The organism is Pseudomonas citronellolis (genome assembly GCF_001586155.1).
Taxonomy (GTDB): domain Bacteria; phylum Pseudomonadota; class Gammaproteobacteria; order Pseudomonadales; family Pseudomonadaceae; genus Pseudomonas; species Pseudomonas citronellolis.
On sequence record NZ_CP014158.1, the window covers coordinates 477,885 to 495,112 of the forward strand.

13 protein-coding genes and 3 pseudogenes are annotated in these 17,228 nt (G+C 67.3%); 12 read left to right on the forward strand and 4 right to left on the reverse strand.

What is annotated here, in order from left to right; genetic code table 11:
• The first annotated feature begins 36 nt into the window (after positions 1–36).
• The 4 genes from PcP3B5_RS02130 (at position 37) to PcP3B5_RS02145 (ending at position 4,340) form a co-directional block, all read left to right on the forward strand.
• Entirely contained in the window at positions 37–795 is a 759-nt protein-coding gene (locus tag PcP3B5_RS02130; RefSeq protein WP_043269651.1) for a TerC family protein, read from the forward strand.
• A gap of 421 nt (positions 796–1,216) precedes the next feature.
• Positions 1,217–1,846 carry a LysE family transporter gene (locus PcP3B5_RS02135; protein ID WP_009615056.1) on the forward strand — a complete coding sequence of 210 codons (630 nt, stop codon included), beginning with the start codon at positions 1,217–1,219 and terminating at the stop codon, positions 1,844–1,846.
• Between the two features lie 77 nt (positions 1,847–1,923).
• Entirely contained in the window at positions 1,924–3,819 is a 1,896-nt protein-coding gene (locus PcP3B5_RS02140; protein WP_061560473.1) for a cytochrome c/FTR1 family iron permease, read from the forward strand.
• A gap of 68 nt (positions 3,820–3,887) precedes the next feature.
• Positions 3,888–4,340, forward strand: coding sequence for a YaiI/YqxD family protein (locus PcP3B5_RS02145; protein WP_058487746.1), 453 nt, complete (start codon positions 3,888–3,890; stop codon positions 4,338–4,340).
• A gap of 127 nt (positions 4,341–4,467) precedes the next feature.
• Here the strand turns inward: PcP3B5_RS02145 and elbB are convergent, their stop codons facing one another.
• Complete coding sequence (gene elbB, locus PcP3B5_RS02150; RefSeq protein WP_061560474.1) at positions 4,468–5,121, reverse strand: isoprenoid biosynthesis glyoxalase ElbB; 654 nt, start codon at positions 5,119–5,121, stop codon at positions 4,468–4,470.
• 139 nt (positions 5,122–5,260) lie between these two features.
• Between elbB and PcP3B5_RS02155 the strand changes: the two genes are divergently transcribed.
• Entirely contained in the window at positions 5,261–6,499 is a 1,239-nt protein-coding gene (locus PcP3B5_RS02155; RefSeq protein ID WP_061560475.1) for a sterol desaturase family protein, read from the forward strand.
• Here PcP3B5_RS02155 and PcP3B5_RS02160 read toward each other — a convergent pair whose 3' ends face one another.
• Positions 6,500–7,063 (reverse strand): DedA family protein, encoded by a 564-nt coding sequence (locus tag PcP3B5_RS02160; protein ID WP_099049022.1) that lies wholly within the window; start codon positions 7,061–7,063, stop codon positions 6,500–6,502.
• A gap of 244 nt (positions 7,064–7,307) precedes the next feature.
• Here PcP3B5_RS02160 and hemB point away from each other — a divergent pair, with 244 nt between their 5' ends.
• Both hemB and ppk1 read left to right on the forward strand, forming a co-directional pair.
• Positions 7,308–8,321, forward strand: a complete 1,014-nt coding sequence (gene hemB / locus PcP3B5_RS02165) for a porphobilinogen synthase (protein ID WP_043269641.1) — start codon at positions 7,308–7,310, stop codon at positions 8,319–8,321.
• 22 nt (positions 8,322–8,343) lie between these two features.
• The gene (ppk1, locus tag PcP3B5_RS02170; RefSeq protein ID WP_009615067.1) at positions 8,344–10,554 is read left to right on the forward strand and encodes a polyphosphate kinase 1; all 2,211 of its coding nucleotides are present in this window, start codon (positions 8,344–8,346) and stop codon (positions 10,552–10,554) included.
• Positions 10,555–10,896: 342 nt separating this feature from the next.
• Here the strand turns inward: ppk1 and ppx are convergent, their stop codons facing one another.
• The gene (gene ppx, locus PcP3B5_RS02175) at positions 10,897–12,399 is read right to left on the reverse strand and encodes an exopolyphosphatase (RefSeq protein ID WP_009615068.1); all 1,503 of its coding nucleotides are present in this window, start codon (positions 12,397–12,399) and stop codon (positions 10,897–10,899) included.
• 194 nt (positions 12,400–12,593) lie between these two features.
• Between ppx and trxA the strand changes: the two genes are divergently transcribed.
• The 4 genes and pseudogenes from trxA to PcP3B5_RS32700 form a co-directional block, all read left to right on the forward strand.
• Positions 12,594–12,920: a thioredoxin TrxA gene (trxA, locus tag PcP3B5_RS02180; protein ID WP_009615069.1), complete on the forward strand. Its 327-nt coding sequence runs from the start codon at positions 12,594–12,596 to the stop codon at positions 12,918–12,920.
• 246 nt (positions 12,921–13,166) lie between these two features.
• Entirely contained in the window at positions 13,167–14,429 is a 1,263-nt protein-coding gene (rho, locus tag PcP3B5_RS02185; protein ID WP_009615070.1) for a transcription termination factor Rho, read from the forward strand.
• Positions 14,430–14,545: 116 nt separating this feature from the next.
• Positions 14,546–16,012 carry a 4-hydroxy-3-polyprenylbenzoate decarboxylase gene (gene ubiD, locus PcP3B5_RS02190; RefSeq protein WP_058072629.1) on the forward strand — a complete coding sequence of 489 codons (1,467 nt, stop codon included), beginning with the start codon at positions 14,546–14,548 and terminating at the stop codon, positions 16,010–16,012.
• A gap of 112 nt (positions 16,013–16,124) precedes the next feature.
• Positions 16,125–16,268: pseudogene (locus tag PcP3B5_RS32700) on the forward strand (2Fe-2S iron-sulfur cluster-binding protein); the annotation flags it as partial.
• 348 nt (positions 16,269–16,616) lie between these two features.
• Here PcP3B5_RS32700 and PcP3B5_RS32705 read toward each other — a convergent pair.
• A pseudogene (locus PcP3B5_RS32705) lies at positions 16,617–16,877 on the reverse strand (hypothetical protein); the annotation flags it as partial.
• Between PcP3B5_RS32705 and PcP3B5_RS32710 the strand changes: the two are divergent.
• Positions 16,767–17,087, forward strand: a pseudogene (locus tag PcP3B5_RS32710) (CDP-6-deoxy-delta-3,4-glucoseen reductase); the annotation flags it as partial. The pseudogenes PcP3B5_RS32705 and PcP3B5_RS32710 overlap by 111 nt on opposite strands.
• Between the last annotated feature and the right edge of the window lie 141 nt (positions 17,088–17,228).

The window sequence follows — 17,228 nt, forward strand, 5'->3', positions numbered from 1 at the left end:
CCACAACCCCTGTTCCCACACGGATACCCACGCACTATGGAATGGCTCGCTAGCCCTGAAATCTGGGTCGCCTTTCTGACCCTGACCGCCCTGGAGATCGTCCTGGGCATCGACAACATCATCTTCATCTCCATCCTGGTCAGCCGCCTGCCGGCGGCACAGCAGCCCAAGGCGCGGTTCTTCGGCCTGGCGCTGGCGATGGGCACGCGGATTCTCCTGCTGCTGTCGATCACCTGGGTGATGCGCCTGACCGCCGACCTCTTCGAGGTGTTCGGCCAGGGCGTTTCCGGGCGCGACCTGATCCTGTTCTTCGGCGGCCTGTTCCTGCTGTTCAAGAGCACCATGGAGATCTACCACAGCCTGGAAGGCGCCGAGGAAGGCGGGCAGGGCAGCGCCAGGAGCCGCGGCTTCATGGCGGTGATCGTGCAGATCGCGATCATCGACATCATCTTCTCCCTGGACTCGGTGATCACTGCCGTGGGCCTGGTGCAGAACGTGCCGGTGATGATCGCCGCCATCGTCATCTCGGTCGGCGTGATGATGCTCGCCGCCGGCACCATCAGCGACTTCATCGACAAGCACCCGTCGCTGAAGATGCTGGCGCTGTCGTTCCTCATCGTGGTCGGCACCGTGCTGGTGGCCGAGGCCTTCGAGGTCCACGTGCCCAAGGGCTACGTCTACTTCGCCATGGCCTTCTCGCTGGCGGTGGAAGCCCTCAACATCCGCCTGCGCGGCGCCCTGGCGCGCAAGCGCGGCGAAGAGCCGGTGAAGCTGCGCAAGGACCTGCCGAGCTGATTGGCATTCCCCGCGCCGGGCTTCCTCCGCACCTGTAGGAGCGGGCCCTGCCCGCGATTCGCGCGCAGGGCGCGCTCCTACAGAGGAATGCCGGAGTTGCGCTGATGGGTATCGCTGCGCTCAACACCATCCTACGAAAAGCCATGCTCGCTCATGCGGTAAGCGGGCCCTGCCCGCGATTCGCGCGCAGGGCGCGCTCCTACAGGGGAATGCCGGAGTTGCGCTGATGGGTATCGCTTCGCTCAACGCCATCCTACGGCTCGACGCGCCCGGAAAGAGGCTCTCCGTGACCAAGCCCGAAGCGCGCCTGGGATCAAGGTCAATCGGCGGATAACCGCGAACGGTTATCCGCCCTACACGGCAACGCGCGACTCGGGCACACTGGCTACCCGTAACAAGATTTTTCGCCACGAGGTCCACCATGCTCGCCAGTACCTGGTTCGCCTTCCTCATCGCCTGCTGGGTGATCAGCCTGTCGCCCGGCGCTGGGGCCATCGCCTCGATGTCCTGCGGCCTGCAGTACGGCTTCTGGCGCGGCTACTGGAACGCCCTGGGTCTGCAGATCGGCCTGGCCCTGCAGATCGCCGTGGTCGCCGCGGGCGTCGGCGCGCTGCTGGCCACCTCGGCGCTGGCCTTCAGCGTGATCAAGTGGTTCGGCGTGGTCTACCTGGCCTACCTCGCCTGGCGCCAGTGGAGCGCCGCCCCGCAGGTGATGCAGGCCGACGCCGAGCGCCCCATCGGCCGCCCGCTGAGCCTGGTGCTGCGCGGCTTCCTGGTCAACGCCAGCAACCCCAAGGCGGTGATCTTCATGCTCGCCGTGCTGCCGCAGTTCGTCGACCCGCACCGGCCGATGGCGATGCAGTACGTGATCATGGGCGCGACCATGATCTGCGTCGACCTGATCGTCATGGCCGGCTACACCGGGCTGGCCGCGCGGGTGCTGCGCGCGCTGCGTTCGCCGCGCCAGCAACGGCTGATGAACCGCACCTTCGCCAGCCTGTTCCTCGGCGCCGCCGCGCTGCTGGCCACCGTTCGCCGCGCCCCGGTGTGAAGCCGACGGGCGCCGCCTAGGCGCCCGAATGGTGGCGGAGTAGTATTGGCGCCCTCCATTCTCATTCGCCTTCCGCCATGCGCCTTCCAAAGCTTCTCATCTGGCTGCTGCCGCTGCTTTGCGGCGCCAGCCTCACGGCCCTGGCCGACGTTCCGGTCGACCCCTCCCAGGCCCTGCACCTGCTGAGCTACCTGGCCGCGGACTACCCGCCGACGGTGAGCGCCGGGCAGGTGGTCGACGCCACCGAATACAAGGAGCAACTGGAGTTCGCCGGCCAGCTGCAGGCGCTGCTGCTGGCCCTGCCGGCGCGCCCCGAGCGGGCCGACCTGGAGCGCGAGGTGGCCGGCCTGCGCCGCGCCATCGAGCAGCGCCAGCCCGGCGCCCTGGTGGCGCAGCAGGCGCGGCACCTGGAAGCGCGCCTGGCGGATGTCTACCAGGTGGTGCAGACCCCCGCCATCACCCCCGACCCGGCCCGCGGCGCACCGCTCTACGCCCAGCAGTGCTCGATCTGTCACGGCGACGCCGGCAAGGGCGACGGCCCGGCGGGCATCGGCCTGCAGCCGCCGCCGGCCGACCTCACGGCCCGCGCGCGCCTGGACCAGCTGAGCCTCTACGACCTGCGCACGGTGATCGGCCTGGGCGTCGCCGGCACCGACATGCCGGCCTTCGCCGACCAGTTGGACGAGCGCCAGCGCTGGGACCTGGCAGCCTACGTGGCGGGCCTGAGCGCCGCCGAGGCCCAGCCCGACGGCGCCCACGCCTACCCGCTGGCGAGCCTGGCCACCCAGACCCCGGCCGAAGTGGCTGCCCGCGACGGCGACGCCGCCGCGCAGAGCTTCCGCGCCCTGCGCGCGCACCCGCCGCTGGAGCACCGCGGCCCGGCGCAGCTGATCGACTACACCGCCGCCACCCTCGACAAGAGCTTCGCCATCTACCGCCAGGGCGATCACGACCAGGCCTACGACCTGTCCGTGGCGGCCTACCTGGAAGGCTTCGAGCTGGTGGAAAGCTCGCTGGACAACGTCGACGCCACCCTGCGCAAGGCCACCGAGAAAGAACTCATGGCCTACCGCCAGACGCTGCGCGACGGCCTGCCCGAAGCCCAGGTGGCGCAGCAGCTGGAGCGCGCCAAGGGCAAGCTTGGCGAAGCCGCCAAGGCGCTCAGCGGCGACTCCCTGAGCAGCACCATCAGCTTCGTCTCGGCGCTGCTGATCCTGCTGCGCGAGGGCGTGGAAGCCATCCTGGTGCTCGCTGCCATCCTCGCCTTCCTGCGCAACACCGGGCAGGAAGCCGCCACCCGCGGCGTGCACGTCGGCTGGGGCCTGGCCTTCGTCGCCGGCTTCGCCACCTGGGCGCTGGCGGCCTACGTGATCGACATCGGCGGCGCCCAGCGCGAGCTGATGGAGGGCTTCACCTCGCTGTTCGCCTGCGTGATGGTGCTCTGGCTCGGCGTGTGGATGCACGACCGCCGCCACGCCGCGGCCTGGCAGGACTACATCCGCAGCAGCCTGGTGGGCGGCGGCGGGCGCTTCGGCTTCGCCGTGCTGGCGTTCTTCTCGGTGTACCGCGAGCTGTTCGAGGTCATCCTGTTCTACGAAACCCTCTGGCTGCAGGCCGGCCCGGCCGGGCACAGCGCGGTCATCGCCGGCGCCGGCTGCGCGGTGGTGCTGCTGATCGGCCTGGCCTGGGTGATCCTGCGCGGCTCGGCGAAACTGCCGCTGAAGCTGTTCTTCACCGTCAACGCCGCGCTGCTCTGCGCGCTCTCGGTGGTGTTCGCCGGGCACGGCGTGGTGGCCCTGCAGGAAGCCGGGGTGATCGGCACCCGCCCGGTGCCCTTCTTCGACTTCGACTGGCTGGGCATCAAGGCCGACGCCTACTCGCTATCGGCCCAGGCCCTGGCGCTGCTGGCGGTGGTCGTGCTCTACGGGCGCAGCCTGCTGGCGGAAAAACGCAAGGCCGCGGCGCTGCCCTGAGGCGGCACGCGGCAAACCCCGACGGCCAGTGCGATACTGGCCGTCGTCATTTTCGGGAAACGAGTCCGATGCGTATCTGGATCGATGCCGACGCCTGCCCGCGCGCGGCGAAGGAACTGGTGGCGAAGTTCGCCCTGAAGCGCAAGCTGGAAGTGGTGATGGTCGCCGGCCAGCCGGTGGCCAAGCCGCCGTTCGCCTGCGTCAGCCTGGTGGTGGTGCCCAGCGGCATGGACGCCGCCGACGACTACCTGGTGGAACAGGCCGAGCCGGGCGACCTGGTGATCTGCAGCGACGTGCCGCTGGCCGACCGCCTGGTGAAGAAGGGCGTGGACGCCCTGGACCCGCGCGGCCGCGAGTTCGACGCGAAGAACATGGGTGAGCGCCTGGCGCTGCGCAACCTGATGACCGACCTGCGCGACCAGGGGCAGATGGGCGGCGGCCAGGCGCCTTATGGCGACAAGGATCGACAGGCTTTCGCCAATGCGCTGGATCGGTTGTTGACGCGGTTGAGCAGAAGCTAAAAGAGACGCTGGAAGCTTGAAGCCGAAAGCTAGAAGCCGCACGATCTCCAGCTTCCAGCTTCCAGCTTCCAGCTTCCAGCTTCCAGCTTCCAGCTTCCAGCTTCCAGCTTCCAGCTCCAATCCTGCCTTACGCCAACTCCAACACCCGATCCACCAGCTTGTTGATCCCGCTGGCCGCCTCGGCGATGTTCTGCGCCAGCATGTAGGCCGGGGTGGTCACCAGCTTGTGGCGGCTGTCCTCGACTATCTCGTCCACCGGGCATTCGACGTGCTTGGCGCCCATGCGGGTGAGGGCGGCGGCGGTGTCGGCGTCGCAGCCGATGGTGCATTCGATGCCCGGGCCGTAGATGCGCTCGGCCATGGCCGGAGCGATGCAGATCAGGCCCACCGGCTTGTGCGCGGCGGCGAAGGCCTTGGCCAGGGCCAGCACGTCCGACTCGACCTCGCAGCGGTCGCCCTCGAAGGCGAAGTTGGACAGGTTCTTCGCCGCGCCGAAGCCGCCGGGGACGATGAGCGCGTCGAAGTCCTCGACCTTCGCCTCGCGCACGTCCTTGATCTCGCCGCGGGCGATGCGCGCGGATTCCACCAGCACGTTGCGGCTCTCCGGCATTTCCTGTCCGGTGAGGTGGTTGACCACGTGGTGCTGGGCGATGTCCGGGGCGAAGCACTGCACCTGCGCGCCGCGCTGGGACAGGCGCAGCAGGGTGATCACGCTTTCGTGGATCTCGGCGCCGTCGTAGACGCCGCAGCCGGAGAGGATGACGGCAACTTTCTTGTGCATGCAGGTACTCCTGGTTCGGGGTTGGCCGGTGGCAACGTGGCTGTCGCCATATGCCGGCCGGGTTGTCACCGGCGGCCGTTGTAGCCGGGCGCCAGAGGACTAGGATCGGTATCCATAAGCATAACGATTCGGTCGCGCCATGAACTACATCCTCTTCGCGGTGCCGTTCTTCTTCCTGCTGATCGCGCTGGAGCTGTTGGCCGACCGCTGGCGCGGCATCTCCACCTATCGCCTGAGCGACGCCCTGAACAGCCTCAGCGCCGGGGTGCTGTCCACCACCAGCGGCCTGCTGACCAAGGGCATCGGCCTGGTCACCTACGTGTTCGCCTGGCAGCACCTGGCGCTCTTCGAGCTGTCCGCGCAAAGCGCCTGGGTCTGGGTATTCGCCTTCGTCTTCTACGACTTCTGCTACTACTGGAACCACCGCCTGGGCCACGAGCGCAGCATCCTCTGGGCGGCCCACGCGGTGCACCACCAGAGCGAGGAGTACAACCTCAGCACGGCGCTGCGGCAGACCAGCACGGGCTTCCTGTTCGGCTGGATCTTCTACCTGCCGATGGCCGTGGCCGGCGTGCCGCCGCTGGTGTTCGTCAGCGTGGCGGCGCTGAACCTGCTCTACCAGTTCTGGGTGCACACCCGGCACATTCCCAAGCTGGGCTGGTTCGAATGGTTCTTCGTCAGCCCGTCGAACCACCGCGTGCACCATGCGCAGAACCCCGTCTACATGGACCGTAACTATGGTGGCGTGTTCATCCTCTGGGACCGCCTGTTCGGCACCTTCCAGGAGGAGCTGGACGAGGAACCGGTGGTGTTCGGCGTGACCGTGCCGCTGGCCAGCTGGAACCCGCTGTGGGCCAACCTGCAGGTCTACGCCGCGCTGTGGAACGACGCGCGGCGGGCGGGTAGTTGGTGGGACAAGCTGCGCATCTGGTTCATGCGCACCGGCTGGCGCCCGGCCGACGTGGCGGCGCGCTACCCGCTGCAGAAGCCCGACCTGGCGGCCTTCCGCAAGTTCGAGGTGCCGCTGCCCCGCGGCCGGCAGTGGTACGCGACCGTGCAGTTCGCCGGCTATGTGGTCGGCGGCACTTTGCTGCTGGGGCTGGGGGAGGGCTGGCCGCTGCCGGCGCTGCTGCTGGGCTGGGCATGGATGGCCTGCGGCCTGTTCGTCATCGGCGCCTGGCTGGAGAACCGCGCCTGGGCGCCGCGGCTGGAAGGGCTGCGCCTATTGCTGAACCTGCCCTGGGTGGCGATCACCGCCGCAGCGGCCGGCCTGGCGCTGCCGGGGTGGGCGTTGGCGCTGCTGGGCGCCCATGCCGCCCTCAGCCTGCTGGCGTTGTGGGGCCTGCGCCACGAGGGGCGGCAGGCGCAGCCGGCCTGATCAGTTGCCGTTGCGGCTGTTCTTGATGCGCCGGTGCAGCCACAGCAGCAGGCCGATGGCGAGCAGGCCGCCGAGGACCATGAGTTCGTACTTCTTGATGTTGCCCAGCACGCCTTCGAGCACGCTGCCGAAGTAGTACGCCGCCGAGCCGAGCGCGCTGGCCCAGACGATGGCGCCCAGGCCGTTGAGCAGCAGGTAGCGGCCCGGCGGGTAGCCGGACAGGCCGATGGCCACCGGCATCACGGTGCGCAGGCCGTAGACGAAGCGGAAGCTCAGCACCCACAGGTCCGGGCGCCGCCGCACGTGCTCCAGGGCGCGGTCGCCGAGCTTCTGCCAGCGCGGCTTGCGCGCCAGCAGCTTGCGCCCGTGGCGGCGGCCGAGGAAGTACCAGAGCTGGTCGCCCGCGTAGCTGCCGAGGAAGGCCACGGCGATCACGTATTCGAGCTGCATGTAGCCGCGGAAGGCAAGGAAGCCGGCCAGCACCAGAATGGTCTCGCCCTCGAAGAAGGTGCCGAGGAACAGGGCCACATAGCCGAAATCCTGCAGGAATTGTTGGAGCATTATCGAGGCAACGCAGCAAAATGAACGCGCAGCCTAACGCGGTTGTCGTCCGGGGGGAAGGCACCTGCTGGCGGCTTGCTGGCCTTTGCATGGCCCGGGCCGCCTACTTTGGTCGTATGCTGCGGTTTCGGGTCCCTGCGACCGGTTGCCGCGACCCCAGGTCACTGTTACCCCTTGTTACCAATCGGTCATAATCCCCGACTATAACTGTCACACTGTGCCTGTCGTCAGGGCCCTGGAGTACGCCGTGAGCTTCATTTCCGCCGAACGCGCCTTCCCCTTCACCCGCCTGCGCCGCAACCGCCGCGACGAGTTCTCCCGTCGCCTGGTGCGCGAGAACGTGCTGAGCGTCGACGACCTCATCCTTCCGGTGTTCGTCCTCGACGGCAAGAACCAGCGCGAGGCCATCGCCTCGATGCCGGGCGTCGAGCGCCTGTCCATCGACCTGCTGCTGGAGGAAGCCGAGCAACTGGTGGAACTGGGCATCCCGGCGCTGGCGCTGTTCCCGGTCACGCCGCTGGAGAAGAAGTCCCTCGACGGCGCCGAGGCCTACAACCCCGAGGGCATCGCCCAGCGCGCCACCCGCGCCCTGCGCGAGCGCTTCCCGGAGCTGGGCATCATCACCGACGTGGCCCTGGACCCGTTCACCATCCACGGCCAGGACGGCATCCTCGACGAGAACGGCTACGTGATGAACGACGAGTCGGTGGACGTACTGGTCAAGCAGGCGCTGTCCCACGCCGAGGCCGGCGCCCAGGTGGTGGCTCCCTCGGACATGATGGACGGCCGCATCGGCGCCATCCGCGAGGCGCTGGAATCCACCGGGCACATCAACACCCGGATCATGGCCTACTCGGCCAAGTACGCCAGCGCCTACTACGGCCCGTTCCGCGACGCGGTCGGCTCCGCCGCCAACCTCGGCAAGGGCAGCAAGGCCACCTACCAGATGGACCCGGGCAACAGCGACGAGGCGCTGCACGAGATCGCCGCCGACCTCGCCGAAGGCGCCGACATGATCATGGTCAAGCCGGGCATGCCCTACCTGGACATCGTCCGCCGGGCCAAGGACGAATTCCGCGCGCCGACCTTCGTCTACCAGGTCAGCGGCGAATACGCGATGCACATGGCGGCCATCGAGAATGGCTGGCTCAGCGAGGCGGTGATTCTCGAATCGCTGCTGGCCTTCAAGCGCGCCGGCGCTGATGGCATCCTGACCTACTTCGCCAAACGTGCGGCAGAACAACTGAAAAGGGGGCGCTGACGCCCCCGCGACGAGACTTGCGATGAATACCGAAGGCCAGAACGCTACCGACCTGATCGAAACCGAAGTGACTGTCAGCGAGACCCTGGAGACCGTCGAGGTCCCCGTGGTCGCCGAACCCCCCGTGGAGGCGCCCGCCGCCCCGGCGGTGGCGGTGAACGTCGACGACAGCGCCCTCTACATTCATCGCGAGCTGTCGCAGCTGCAGTTCAACATCCGCGTGCTGGAACAGGCGCTGGACGAGTCCTACCCGCTGCTCGAGCGCCTGAAGTTCCTGCTGATCTTCTCCAGCAACCTCGACGAGTTCTTCGAGATCCGCGTCGCCGGCCTGAAGAAGCAGATCACCTTCGCCCGCGAACAGGCCGGCGCCGACGGCCTGCTGCCGCACCAGGCCCTGGCGCGGATCAGCGAGCAGGTGCACGAGCAGGTCGGCCGCCAGTACGCCATCCTCAACGACATCCTGTTGCCGGAGCTGGCCAAGCACGGCGTGCGCTTCATCCGCCGGCGCTACTGGACGCCGAAGATCAAGGCCTGGGTGCGGCGCTTCTTCCGCGACGAGATCGCCCCGATCATCACCCCTATCGGCCTCGACCCGACCCACCCGTTCCCGCTGCTGGTGAACAAGAGCCTGAACTTCGTGGTCGAGCTGGAGGGGATGGACGCCTTCGGTCGCGACTCGGGCCTTGCGATCATCCCGGCGCCGCGCTCGCTGCCGCGGATCATCCGCCTGCCCGAGGACGTGGCCGGGGAGGGCGACAACTACGTGTTCCTCTCCTCGATGATCCACGCCCACGCCGACGACCTGTTCTCCGGCATGAAGGTCAAGGGCTGCTACCAGTTCCGCCTGACGCGCAACGCCGACCTCTCGGTGGACGCCGAGGACGTCGAGGACCTGGCCCGCGCGCTGCGCGGCGAGCTGTTCTCGCGGCGCTACGGCGACGCCGTGCGCCTGGAGGTGGTGGACACCTGCCCGGCGCACCTGTCCAACTACCTGCTCAAGCAGTTCGGCCTGGCCGAGAGCGAGCTGTACAAGGTCAGCGGCCCGGTCAACCTGACCCGCCTGTTCAGCGTCACCGGCCTGGCCAGCCATCCGGAGCTGCAGTACCCGCCGTTCACCCCGACCATTCCGAAGCTGCTGCAGAAGAAGGAGAACATGTTCGGCGTGCTGGCCAAGCTGGACGTGCTGCTGATGCACCCCTTCGAGTCCTTCACCCCGGTGGTGGACCTGCTGCGCCAGGCGGCCAAGGACCCGAACGTGCTGGCCATCAAGCAGACCCTGTACCGCTCCGGCGCCAACTCGGAAATCGTCGACGCCCTGGTGGAAGCGGCGCGCAACGGCAAGGAGGTCACCGCGGTGATCGAGCTGCGCGCGCGCTTCGACGAGGAATCCAACCTGCAACTGGCCAGCCGCCTGCAGCAGGCCGGCGCGGTGGTGATCTACGGCGTGGTCGGCTTCAAGACCCACGCCAAGATGATGCTCATCCTCCGCCGCGAGGACGGCGAGCTGCGCCGCTACGCGCACCTGGGCACCGGCAACTACCACGCCGGCAACGCCCGCCTGTACACCGACTACAGCCTGCTCACCGCCGACGTGGCGCTGTGCGAGGACCTGCACAAGCTGTTCAACCAGCTGATCGGCATGGGCAAGACGCTGCGCATGAAGAAGCTGCTGCACGCGCCCTTCACGCTGAAGAAGAACCTGCTGGAGATGATCAACCGCGAGGCTGCCCAGGCCGCCGAAGGCAAGCCGGCGCACATCATGGCCAAGGTCAACTCGCTGACCGACCCGAAGGTCATCCGCGCGCTGTACAAGGCCAGCCAGGCGGGGGTGAAGATCGACCTGGTGGTGCGCGGCATGTGCTGCCTGCGCCCGGGCGTGCCGGGGGTGTCGCACAACATCCAGGTGCGCTCGATCATCGGCCGCTTCCTCGAGCACAGCCGCATCTACTACTTCCTCAACGGCGGCGACGAGAAGCTCTACCTCTCCAGCGCCGACTGGATGGAGCGCAACCTCGACATGCGCGTGGAGACCTGCTTCCCGGTGGAAGGCAAGAAGCTGGTGCAGCGGGTGAAGAAGGAGCTGGAGCTGTACCTGGCCGACAACACCCAGGCCTGGGTGCTGCAGGCCGACGGCAGCTACCAGCGCCTGAACCCCACCGGCAACCAGAACCCGCGCAACGCCCAGGCCATGCTGCTGGAGCGCCTGTGCACGCCGGTGATCAACGGACGCTGAGCCGCCCTGGTCCCGAAAAGCCCCGCCGCGCAAGCGCCGGGGCTTTTTCATGGGTTCATCGCTCCTACAGGGGAATGGCGTGGATGGGGCCGCGTAGGAGCGGATCTCATCCGCGAATCGCGCCGGAGGTTGTGGCTATCGCGGAGAAGCTCCGCTCCTACGGTCGAGGTTGGTGCGGCTTCTTGTAGGAGCGGGCCCTGCCCGCGATTCGCGCGCAGGGGAATGGGTGGGGCCGCGGCCGTCGTAGGATGGGTCGAGCGAAGCGATACCCATCACCAGCACCGCATGGGTTTCGCAGGCTCAACCCATCCTACGAAGAGCGCCTCGGCGCAGTCGGCTCCCTCAGCTCACGCTCAACTGGTACCCCACGCGCTGCAGCCAGCCGGCTTCCTGTTCGAAGTCGGCCTGGGTCAGCGGGTTGGCTTCCAGCCAGCCCTTGGGGAAGCGCACTTCCAGGCTCTTCGAACCCACCTTGAGGGTGACGTCCGGCATTTCCTGGGTACCGCGGATGTGGTGGAAGAGGATGGCGAAGCGCAGCACGATGCACAGGCGGATCAGCTTGTCGCCCTCAGGGCCCAGCTCGGCGAAGCGGTCCGCCGGGATGTTGCGGCGGTGGCCGCGCACCAGCAGGGCCAGCACCTGCTGGTCCTCGCGGGAGAAGCCGGCCAGGTCCGAGTGCTCGATCAGGTAGGCGCCGTGCTTGTGGTAGTGGTAGTGGGCGATGTCCAGGCCCAGCTCGTGGGTGCGCGCGGCCCAGCCGAGCAGCTCGCGGTGCCAGTCGTCCTGCAGGCTCCAGGGCTCGGCCACCTGCTCCAGCGCCTGGAGGGCCTTGGCCTCGACGCGGGCGGCCTGGTCGAGGTCGACGTGGTAGCGCTCGATCAGCGCGCTGATGGTGCGCTCGCGCACGTCTTCATGGTGATGACGGCCGAGCAGGTCGTAGAGCACGCCTTCGCGCAGGGCGCCTTCGGAGTGCTGCATCTGCTTGAGTTCCAGCGCGTCGAACAGCGCTTCGACGATGGCCAGGCCGGCCGGGAAGATCGGCCGGCGGTCCGGCTTGATGCCGTCCAGGTCGAGCTTGTCCACGTCGCCCAGTTTCAGCACCTTGCGCTTGAGCCAGGCCAGGCCGTCGGGGTTGATCTCGCCGTTGCCGTGGCCGCCGGCCTGGATCGCCAGGCACACCGCGCGGATGGTGCCGGAGGCGCCCAGGGCCTCGTCCCAGCCCAGGCGGCGCAGGCTGTTCTCGATGCCCATCAGCTCCAGGCGCGCCGAGGTGTAGGCCTGGGCGTAGCGGGCCGGGGTGATCTTGCCGTCCTTGAAGTAGCGCTGGGTGTAGCTGACGCAGCCCATCTGCAGGCTCTCGCGCAGCTGCGACTCGAAGCGCTGGCCGATGATGAACTCGGTGCTGCCGCCGCCGATGTCGGCCACCAGGCGGCGCCCGGTGGTGTCCGGCAGGGTGTGCGAGACGCCCAGGTAGATCAGGCGCGCTTCCTCGCGGCCGGAGATGACTTCCACCGGATGGCCGAGGATTTCCTCGGCGCGGCGGGTGAATTCGTTGCGGTTGCGCGCCTCGCGCAGGGCGTTGGTGCCGACCACCCGCACCGAGCCCGGCGGCATGCCGTTGATCAGCTGGGCGAAGCGCCGCAGGCAGTCCAGGCCGCGCTGCATGGCTTCTTCGTTGAGCAGGCGGTCCTCGCCGATGCCGGCGGCCAGCTGGACCTTCTCGCCGAGCCGCTCGAGGATGCGGATCTCGCCATGATCGGCCTTGGCCAAGACCATGTGGAAGCTGTTGGAACCCAGGTCCAGGGCGGCGATCAGCGGGAAGGTCTTGGCGGGGGTATGGGGCATGGTGCGAAGGTCCGTTTGTTAACCCCGCCATCCTGCCACGATAGCCCTTCGGTGCCAACGAACGCCGGGCCGTCGATCGGTTTCGCCGGGGCCGGCGATAGCGACACTCAATCGCCTGCGCCTTTCGGAAGGCGGCCAAGGCGGGCTATGATGGGCCCACTTTTTTTCGCATCCGATTCCCACGGAGAGATTTCATGAGCGAACATATCGTCAGCGTTACCGATGCCAGCTTCGAGCAGGACGTGCTGAAGGCCGATGGTCCTGTGCTGGTGGACTACTGGGCCGAGTGGTGCGGTCCGTGCAAGATGATCGCGCCGGTACTGGACGAGATCGCCAAGGACTATCAGGGCAAGCTGAAAGTCTGCAAGCTGAACATCGACGAGAACCAGGAAACCCCGCCGAAATACGGCGTGCGCGGTATCCCGACGCTGATGCTGTTCAAGGGCGGCAACGTCGAGGCCACCAAGGTCGGCGCCCTGTCCAAGTCGCAACTGGCGGCCTTCCTCGACAGCAACATCTGAATCGAGACAGCCCCCGGAAAAGCCCCGCACGACGCGGGGCTTTTTTCATTCCGTCCCCTAGACGCCCCTTGGCGCGGGTGTTACATTCGGGCCTGCAACGTTGTTTTACGTTGTCCCCTGCAAGCCGTCGCCGACGCACTTCCTATTCGAATTTCCAAGCGATCCTGTCGTCACTCTGCGGCACGGCATTAACGAGCTCACATGCTTGTTTCCCCTTTCCTCATATCTATCTAACACCTCCTTCTTATGAATCTGACCGAACTCAAGCAAAAGCCGATTACCGAATTGCTGGAAATGTCCGATGCCATGGGCCTGGAAAACATGGCCCGTTCGCGCAAGCAGGACATCATCTTCGCGCTGCTGAAGAAGCACGCGAAGAGCGGCGAGGAAATCTCCGGTGACGGCGTGCTGGAGATTCTCCAGGACGGCTTCGGCTTCCTGCGCTCCGCCGACTCCTCGTACCTGGCCGGCCCGGACGACATCTACGTCTCGCCCAGCCAGATCCGCCGCTTCAACCTGCGCACCGGGGACACCATCGTCGGCAAGATTCGCCCGCCGAAGGAAGGTGAGCGCTACTTCGCCCTGCTCAAGGTCGACTCGATCAACTTCGATCGTCCGGAGAACGCGAAGAACAAGATCCTGTTCGAGAACCTGACCCCGCTGTTCCCGACCAAGCGCCTGACCATGGAAGCCGGCAACGGCTCCACCGAGGACCTCACCGGCCGGGTGATCGACCTCTGCTCGCCGATCGGCAAGGGCCAGCGCGGCCTGATCGTCGCACCGCCGAAAGCGGGCAAGACCATCATGCTGCAGAACATCGCGGCCAACATCGCCCGCAACAATCCCGAGTGCCACCTGATCGTCCTGCTGATCGACGAGCGCCCGGAAGAAGTGACCGAGATGCAGCGCACCGTGCGCGGCGAAGTGGTCGCCTCCACCTTCGACGAACCGCCGACCCGCCACGTGCAGGTCGCCGAGATGGTGATCGAGAAGGCCAAGCGCCTGGTCGAGCACAAGAAGGACGTGATCATCCTGCTCGACTCCATCACCCGCCTGGCGCGTGCCTACAATACCGTGATCCCCAGCTCCGGCAAGGTGCTCACCGGTGGTGTCGACGCCCACGCCCTGGAGAAGCCCAAGCGCTTCTTCGGCGCCGCGCGCAACATCGAGGAAGGCGGTTCGCTGACCATCCTCGCCACCGCGCTGATCGAGACCGGCTCGAAGATGGACGAGGTGATCTACGAGGAATTCAAGGGTACCGGCAACTCGGAACTCATCCTCGACCGTCGCATCTCCGAGAAGCGCGTGTTCCCGGCGATCAACATCAACCGCTCGGGCACCCGCCGCGAAGAGTTGCTGACCGGCGAGGAAGAGCTGCAGCGCATGTGGATCCTGCGCAAGATCCTGCACCCGATGGACGAGATCGCCGCCGTCGAGTTCCTGCTGGACAAGCTCAAGCAGACCAAGACCAACGACGAGTTCTTCGACTCGATGAAGCGCAGCAAGTAAGCGCCGCTGGTTGATCGCTGCAAGCCACGAGGCCGGGGAAACCCGGCCTTCGTGTTTCTGCGAAGTGGTGTTAAAGGCTAAACTGTCGCATCTTCGCCTACGCCATCGAGACTTCCATGCAGTATCGCGACCTGCGCGAGTTCATCGCCGCCCTGGAGCAGCGCGGCCAGCTCAAGCGCATCCAGGTGCCGGTGTCCCCGGTGCTGGAAATGACCGAGGTGTGCGACCGCACCCTGCGGGCCAAGGGCCCGGCCCTGCTGTTCGAGAAACCCACCGGCTTCGACGTGCCCGTGCTCGGCAACCTGTTCGGCACCCCCGAGCGCGTGGCCCTGGGCATGGGCGCCGAGGACGTCTCCGAACTGCGCGAGATCGGCAAGCTGCTGGCCTTCCTCAAGGAGCCGGAGCCGCCCAAGGGCCTGAAGGACGCCTGGAGCAAGCTGCCGATCTTCAGGAAGGTCATCAGCATGGCGCCCAAGGTGCTCAAGGACGCGCCCTGCCAGGAAGTCATCGAGGAAGGCGAGGCGGTCGACCTGGGCAGGCTGCCGGTGCAGACCTGCTGGCCCGGCGACGTTGCGCCGCTGATCACCTGGGGCCTGACCGTCACCCGCGGGCCGAACAAGGAACGGCAGAACCTCGGCATCTACCGCCAGCAGGTGATCGGCCGCAACAAGGTCATCATGCGCTGGCTCAGCCACCGCGGCGGCGCCCTGGACTACCGCGAGTGGTGCCAGAAACACCCGGACCAGCCCTACCCGGTGGCCGTGGCCCTGGGCGCGGACCCGGCGACCATCCTCGGCGCCGTGACGCCGGTGCCCGACACCCTCTCCGAATACGCCTTCGCCGGGCTGCTGCGCGGCCACCGCACCGAACTGGTGAAGTGCATCGGCAGCGACCTGCAGGTGCCGGCCAGCGCCGAGATCGTCCTGGAAGGGGTGATCCACCCCGGCGAGATGGCCGACGAAGGCCCCTACGGCGACCACACCGGCTACTACAACGAGGTGGACCGCTTCCCGGTGTTCACCGTCGAGCGCATCACCCGCCGCCAGAAGCCGATCTACCACAGCACCTACACCGGCCGCCCGCCGGACGAGCCGGCGATCCTCGGGGTGGCGCTGAACGAAGTCTTCGTGCCCATCCTGCAGAAGCAGTTCCCGGAGATCACCGACTTCTACCTGCCGCCCGAAGGCTGCTCGTACCGCATGGCGGTGGTGACCATGAAGAAGCAGTACCCCGGCCACGCCAAGCGCGTCATGCTGGGTGTGTGGTCGTTCCTGCGACAGTTCATGTACACCAAGTTCGTCATAGTCACGGACGATGACATCAACGCGCGGGACTGGAACGACGTGATCTGGGCGATAACCACGCGCATGGACCCCAAGCGCGACACGGTGATGATCGACAACACGCCGATCGACTACCTCGACTTCGCCTCGCCGATCTCCGGCCTGGGCTCGAAGATGGGCCTGGACGCCACCCACAAGTGGCCCGGCGAGACCAGCCGCGAATGGGGCCGCGCCATCGTCAAGGACGAGGCGGTGAGCCGTCGCGTCGACGAAATCTGGGCCAGTCTGGGGATAGATTGAGCTGGAAGCTGGAAGCTGGAAGCTGGAAGCTAGAAGCGGTTTTTACTTCCAGCTTCTGGCTTCCAGCTTCCAGCTCTCCAAGCTATAGAAAAAAGAGATCGATCATTTGAGAGTGACCTTGCAACCCTCCGGCGCCCAGCTCGAACTGCGTCCGGGCGAACGCATCCTCGACGGCGCGCGGCGCCTGGGCTACGACTGCCCGCAGAGCTGCCGCAACGGCAACTGCCACGTCTGCGCCGCGCTGCTGGTGGAAGGCAGCGTGCGCCAGGACGGCGAGGTGCGCGACCATGGCGAACTCTTCACCTGCCTGGCCGAGCCCCTGGAAGACTGCGTGCTGCACTGGGACGGCGTGCTCGCCCCGGGCGAGCTGCCGCTGCGCAAGCTGGCCTGCCAACTGACGCTGTGCGAAGCGGTGGGCGGCGACGTCTGGCGCGTGCGCCTGCGCGCCCCGGCCGGCAAGCCGCCGCGCTACCACGCCGGGCAATACCTGCTGATCGAGCGCGAGGACGGCAACCACTCGGCCTTCTCCCTGGCCTCGGCGCCCCACGAGGGCCGCGACCTGGAGCTGCACATCCTGGCGCGGGAGAACAGCGCCATCGAATTGCTCGGGCAACTGCAGCGCGAGCGCATCGCCCGCGTGCAGATGCCCTTCGGCGATGCTCACCTGGCCGAACTGCCCGAAGGCCCGCTGGTGCTGATCGCCGCCGGCACCGGCATGGCGCAGATGCACAGCCTGATCGAGCACTGCCGCGCCCAGGGCTTCGCCCACCCGGTGCACCTGTACTGGGGCGTGCGCCGGCCCGAGGACTTCTACGCGCTGCCGCACTGGGACGAATGGAAGGGCCTGGCCAACCTGCACCTGCACAAGGTGGTCAGCGACCTGTGCGGCTGGCAGGGCCGCTGCGGCCTGTTGCACGAGGCGGTGTGCGAGGATTTCCCCGACCTGGGCAGCCTGACCGTCTACGCCAGCGGCTCGCCGGCGATGGTCTACGCCACCCTCGACGCCCTGGTGGCCGCCGGCATGGACGCCCACCAGATGCGCGCCGACGTCTTCGCCTACGCGCCACGGGATTAAGGCAAGCGGGCCCTGCCCGCGATTCGCGCGCAGGGCGCGCTCCTACAGGGGGCACGGTGCTGGGGCAACCCGTAGGATCTCATCCGCGAATCGCGCCGGTGGTTATGGCTATCGCGGAGAAGCTCCGCTCCTACAAAAACA

What these genes read in the sequence shown, in the direction of transcription:
- PcP3B5_RS02130 (WP_043269651.1), top strand. Translation starts at nt 37, where the DNA reads ATGGAATGGCTCGCTAGCCCTGAAATCTGGGTCGCCTTTCTGACCCTG.
- PcP3B5_RS02135 (WP_009615056.1), top strand. Translation starts at nt 1,217, where the DNA reads ATGCTCGCCAGTACCTGGTTCGCCTTCCTCATCGCCTGCTGGGTGATC.
- PcP3B5_RS02140 (WP_061560473.1), top strand. Translation starts at nt 1,924, where the DNA reads ATGCGCCTTCCAAAGCTTCTCATCTGGCTGCTGCCGCTGCTTTGCGGC.
- PcP3B5_RS02145 (WP_058487746.1), top strand. Translation starts at nt 3,888, where the DNA reads ATGCGTATCTGGATCGATGCCGACGCCTGCCCGCGCGCGGCGAAGGAA.
- elbB (WP_061560474.1), bottom strand. Translation starts at nt 5,121, where the DNA reads ATGCACAAGAAAGTTGCCGTCATCCTCTCCGGCTGCGGCGTCTACGAC.
- PcP3B5_RS02155 (WP_061560475.1), top strand. Translation starts at nt 5,261, where the DNA reads ATGAACTACATCCTCTTCGCGGTGCCGTTCTTCTTCCTGCTGATCGCG.
- ppk1 (WP_009615067.1), top strand. Translation starts at nt 8,344, where the DNA reads ATGAATACCGAAGGCCAGAACGCTACCGACCTGATCGAAACCGAAGTG.
- ppx (WP_009615068.1), bottom strand. Translation starts at nt 12,399, where the DNA reads ATGCCCCATACCCCCGCCAAGACCTTCCCGCTGATCGCCGCCCTGGAC.
- trxA (WP_009615069.1), top strand. Translation starts at nt 12,594, where the DNA reads ATGAGCGAACATATCGTCAGCGTTACCGATGCCAGCTTCGAGCAGGAC.
- rho (WP_009615070.1), top strand. Translation starts at nt 13,167, where the DNA reads ATGAATCTGACCGAACTCAAGCAAAAGCCGATTACCGAATTGCTGGAA.
- ubiD (WP_058072629.1), top strand. Translation starts at nt 14,546, where the DNA reads ATGCAGTATCGCGACCTGCGCGAGTTCATCGCCGCCCTGGAGCAGCGC.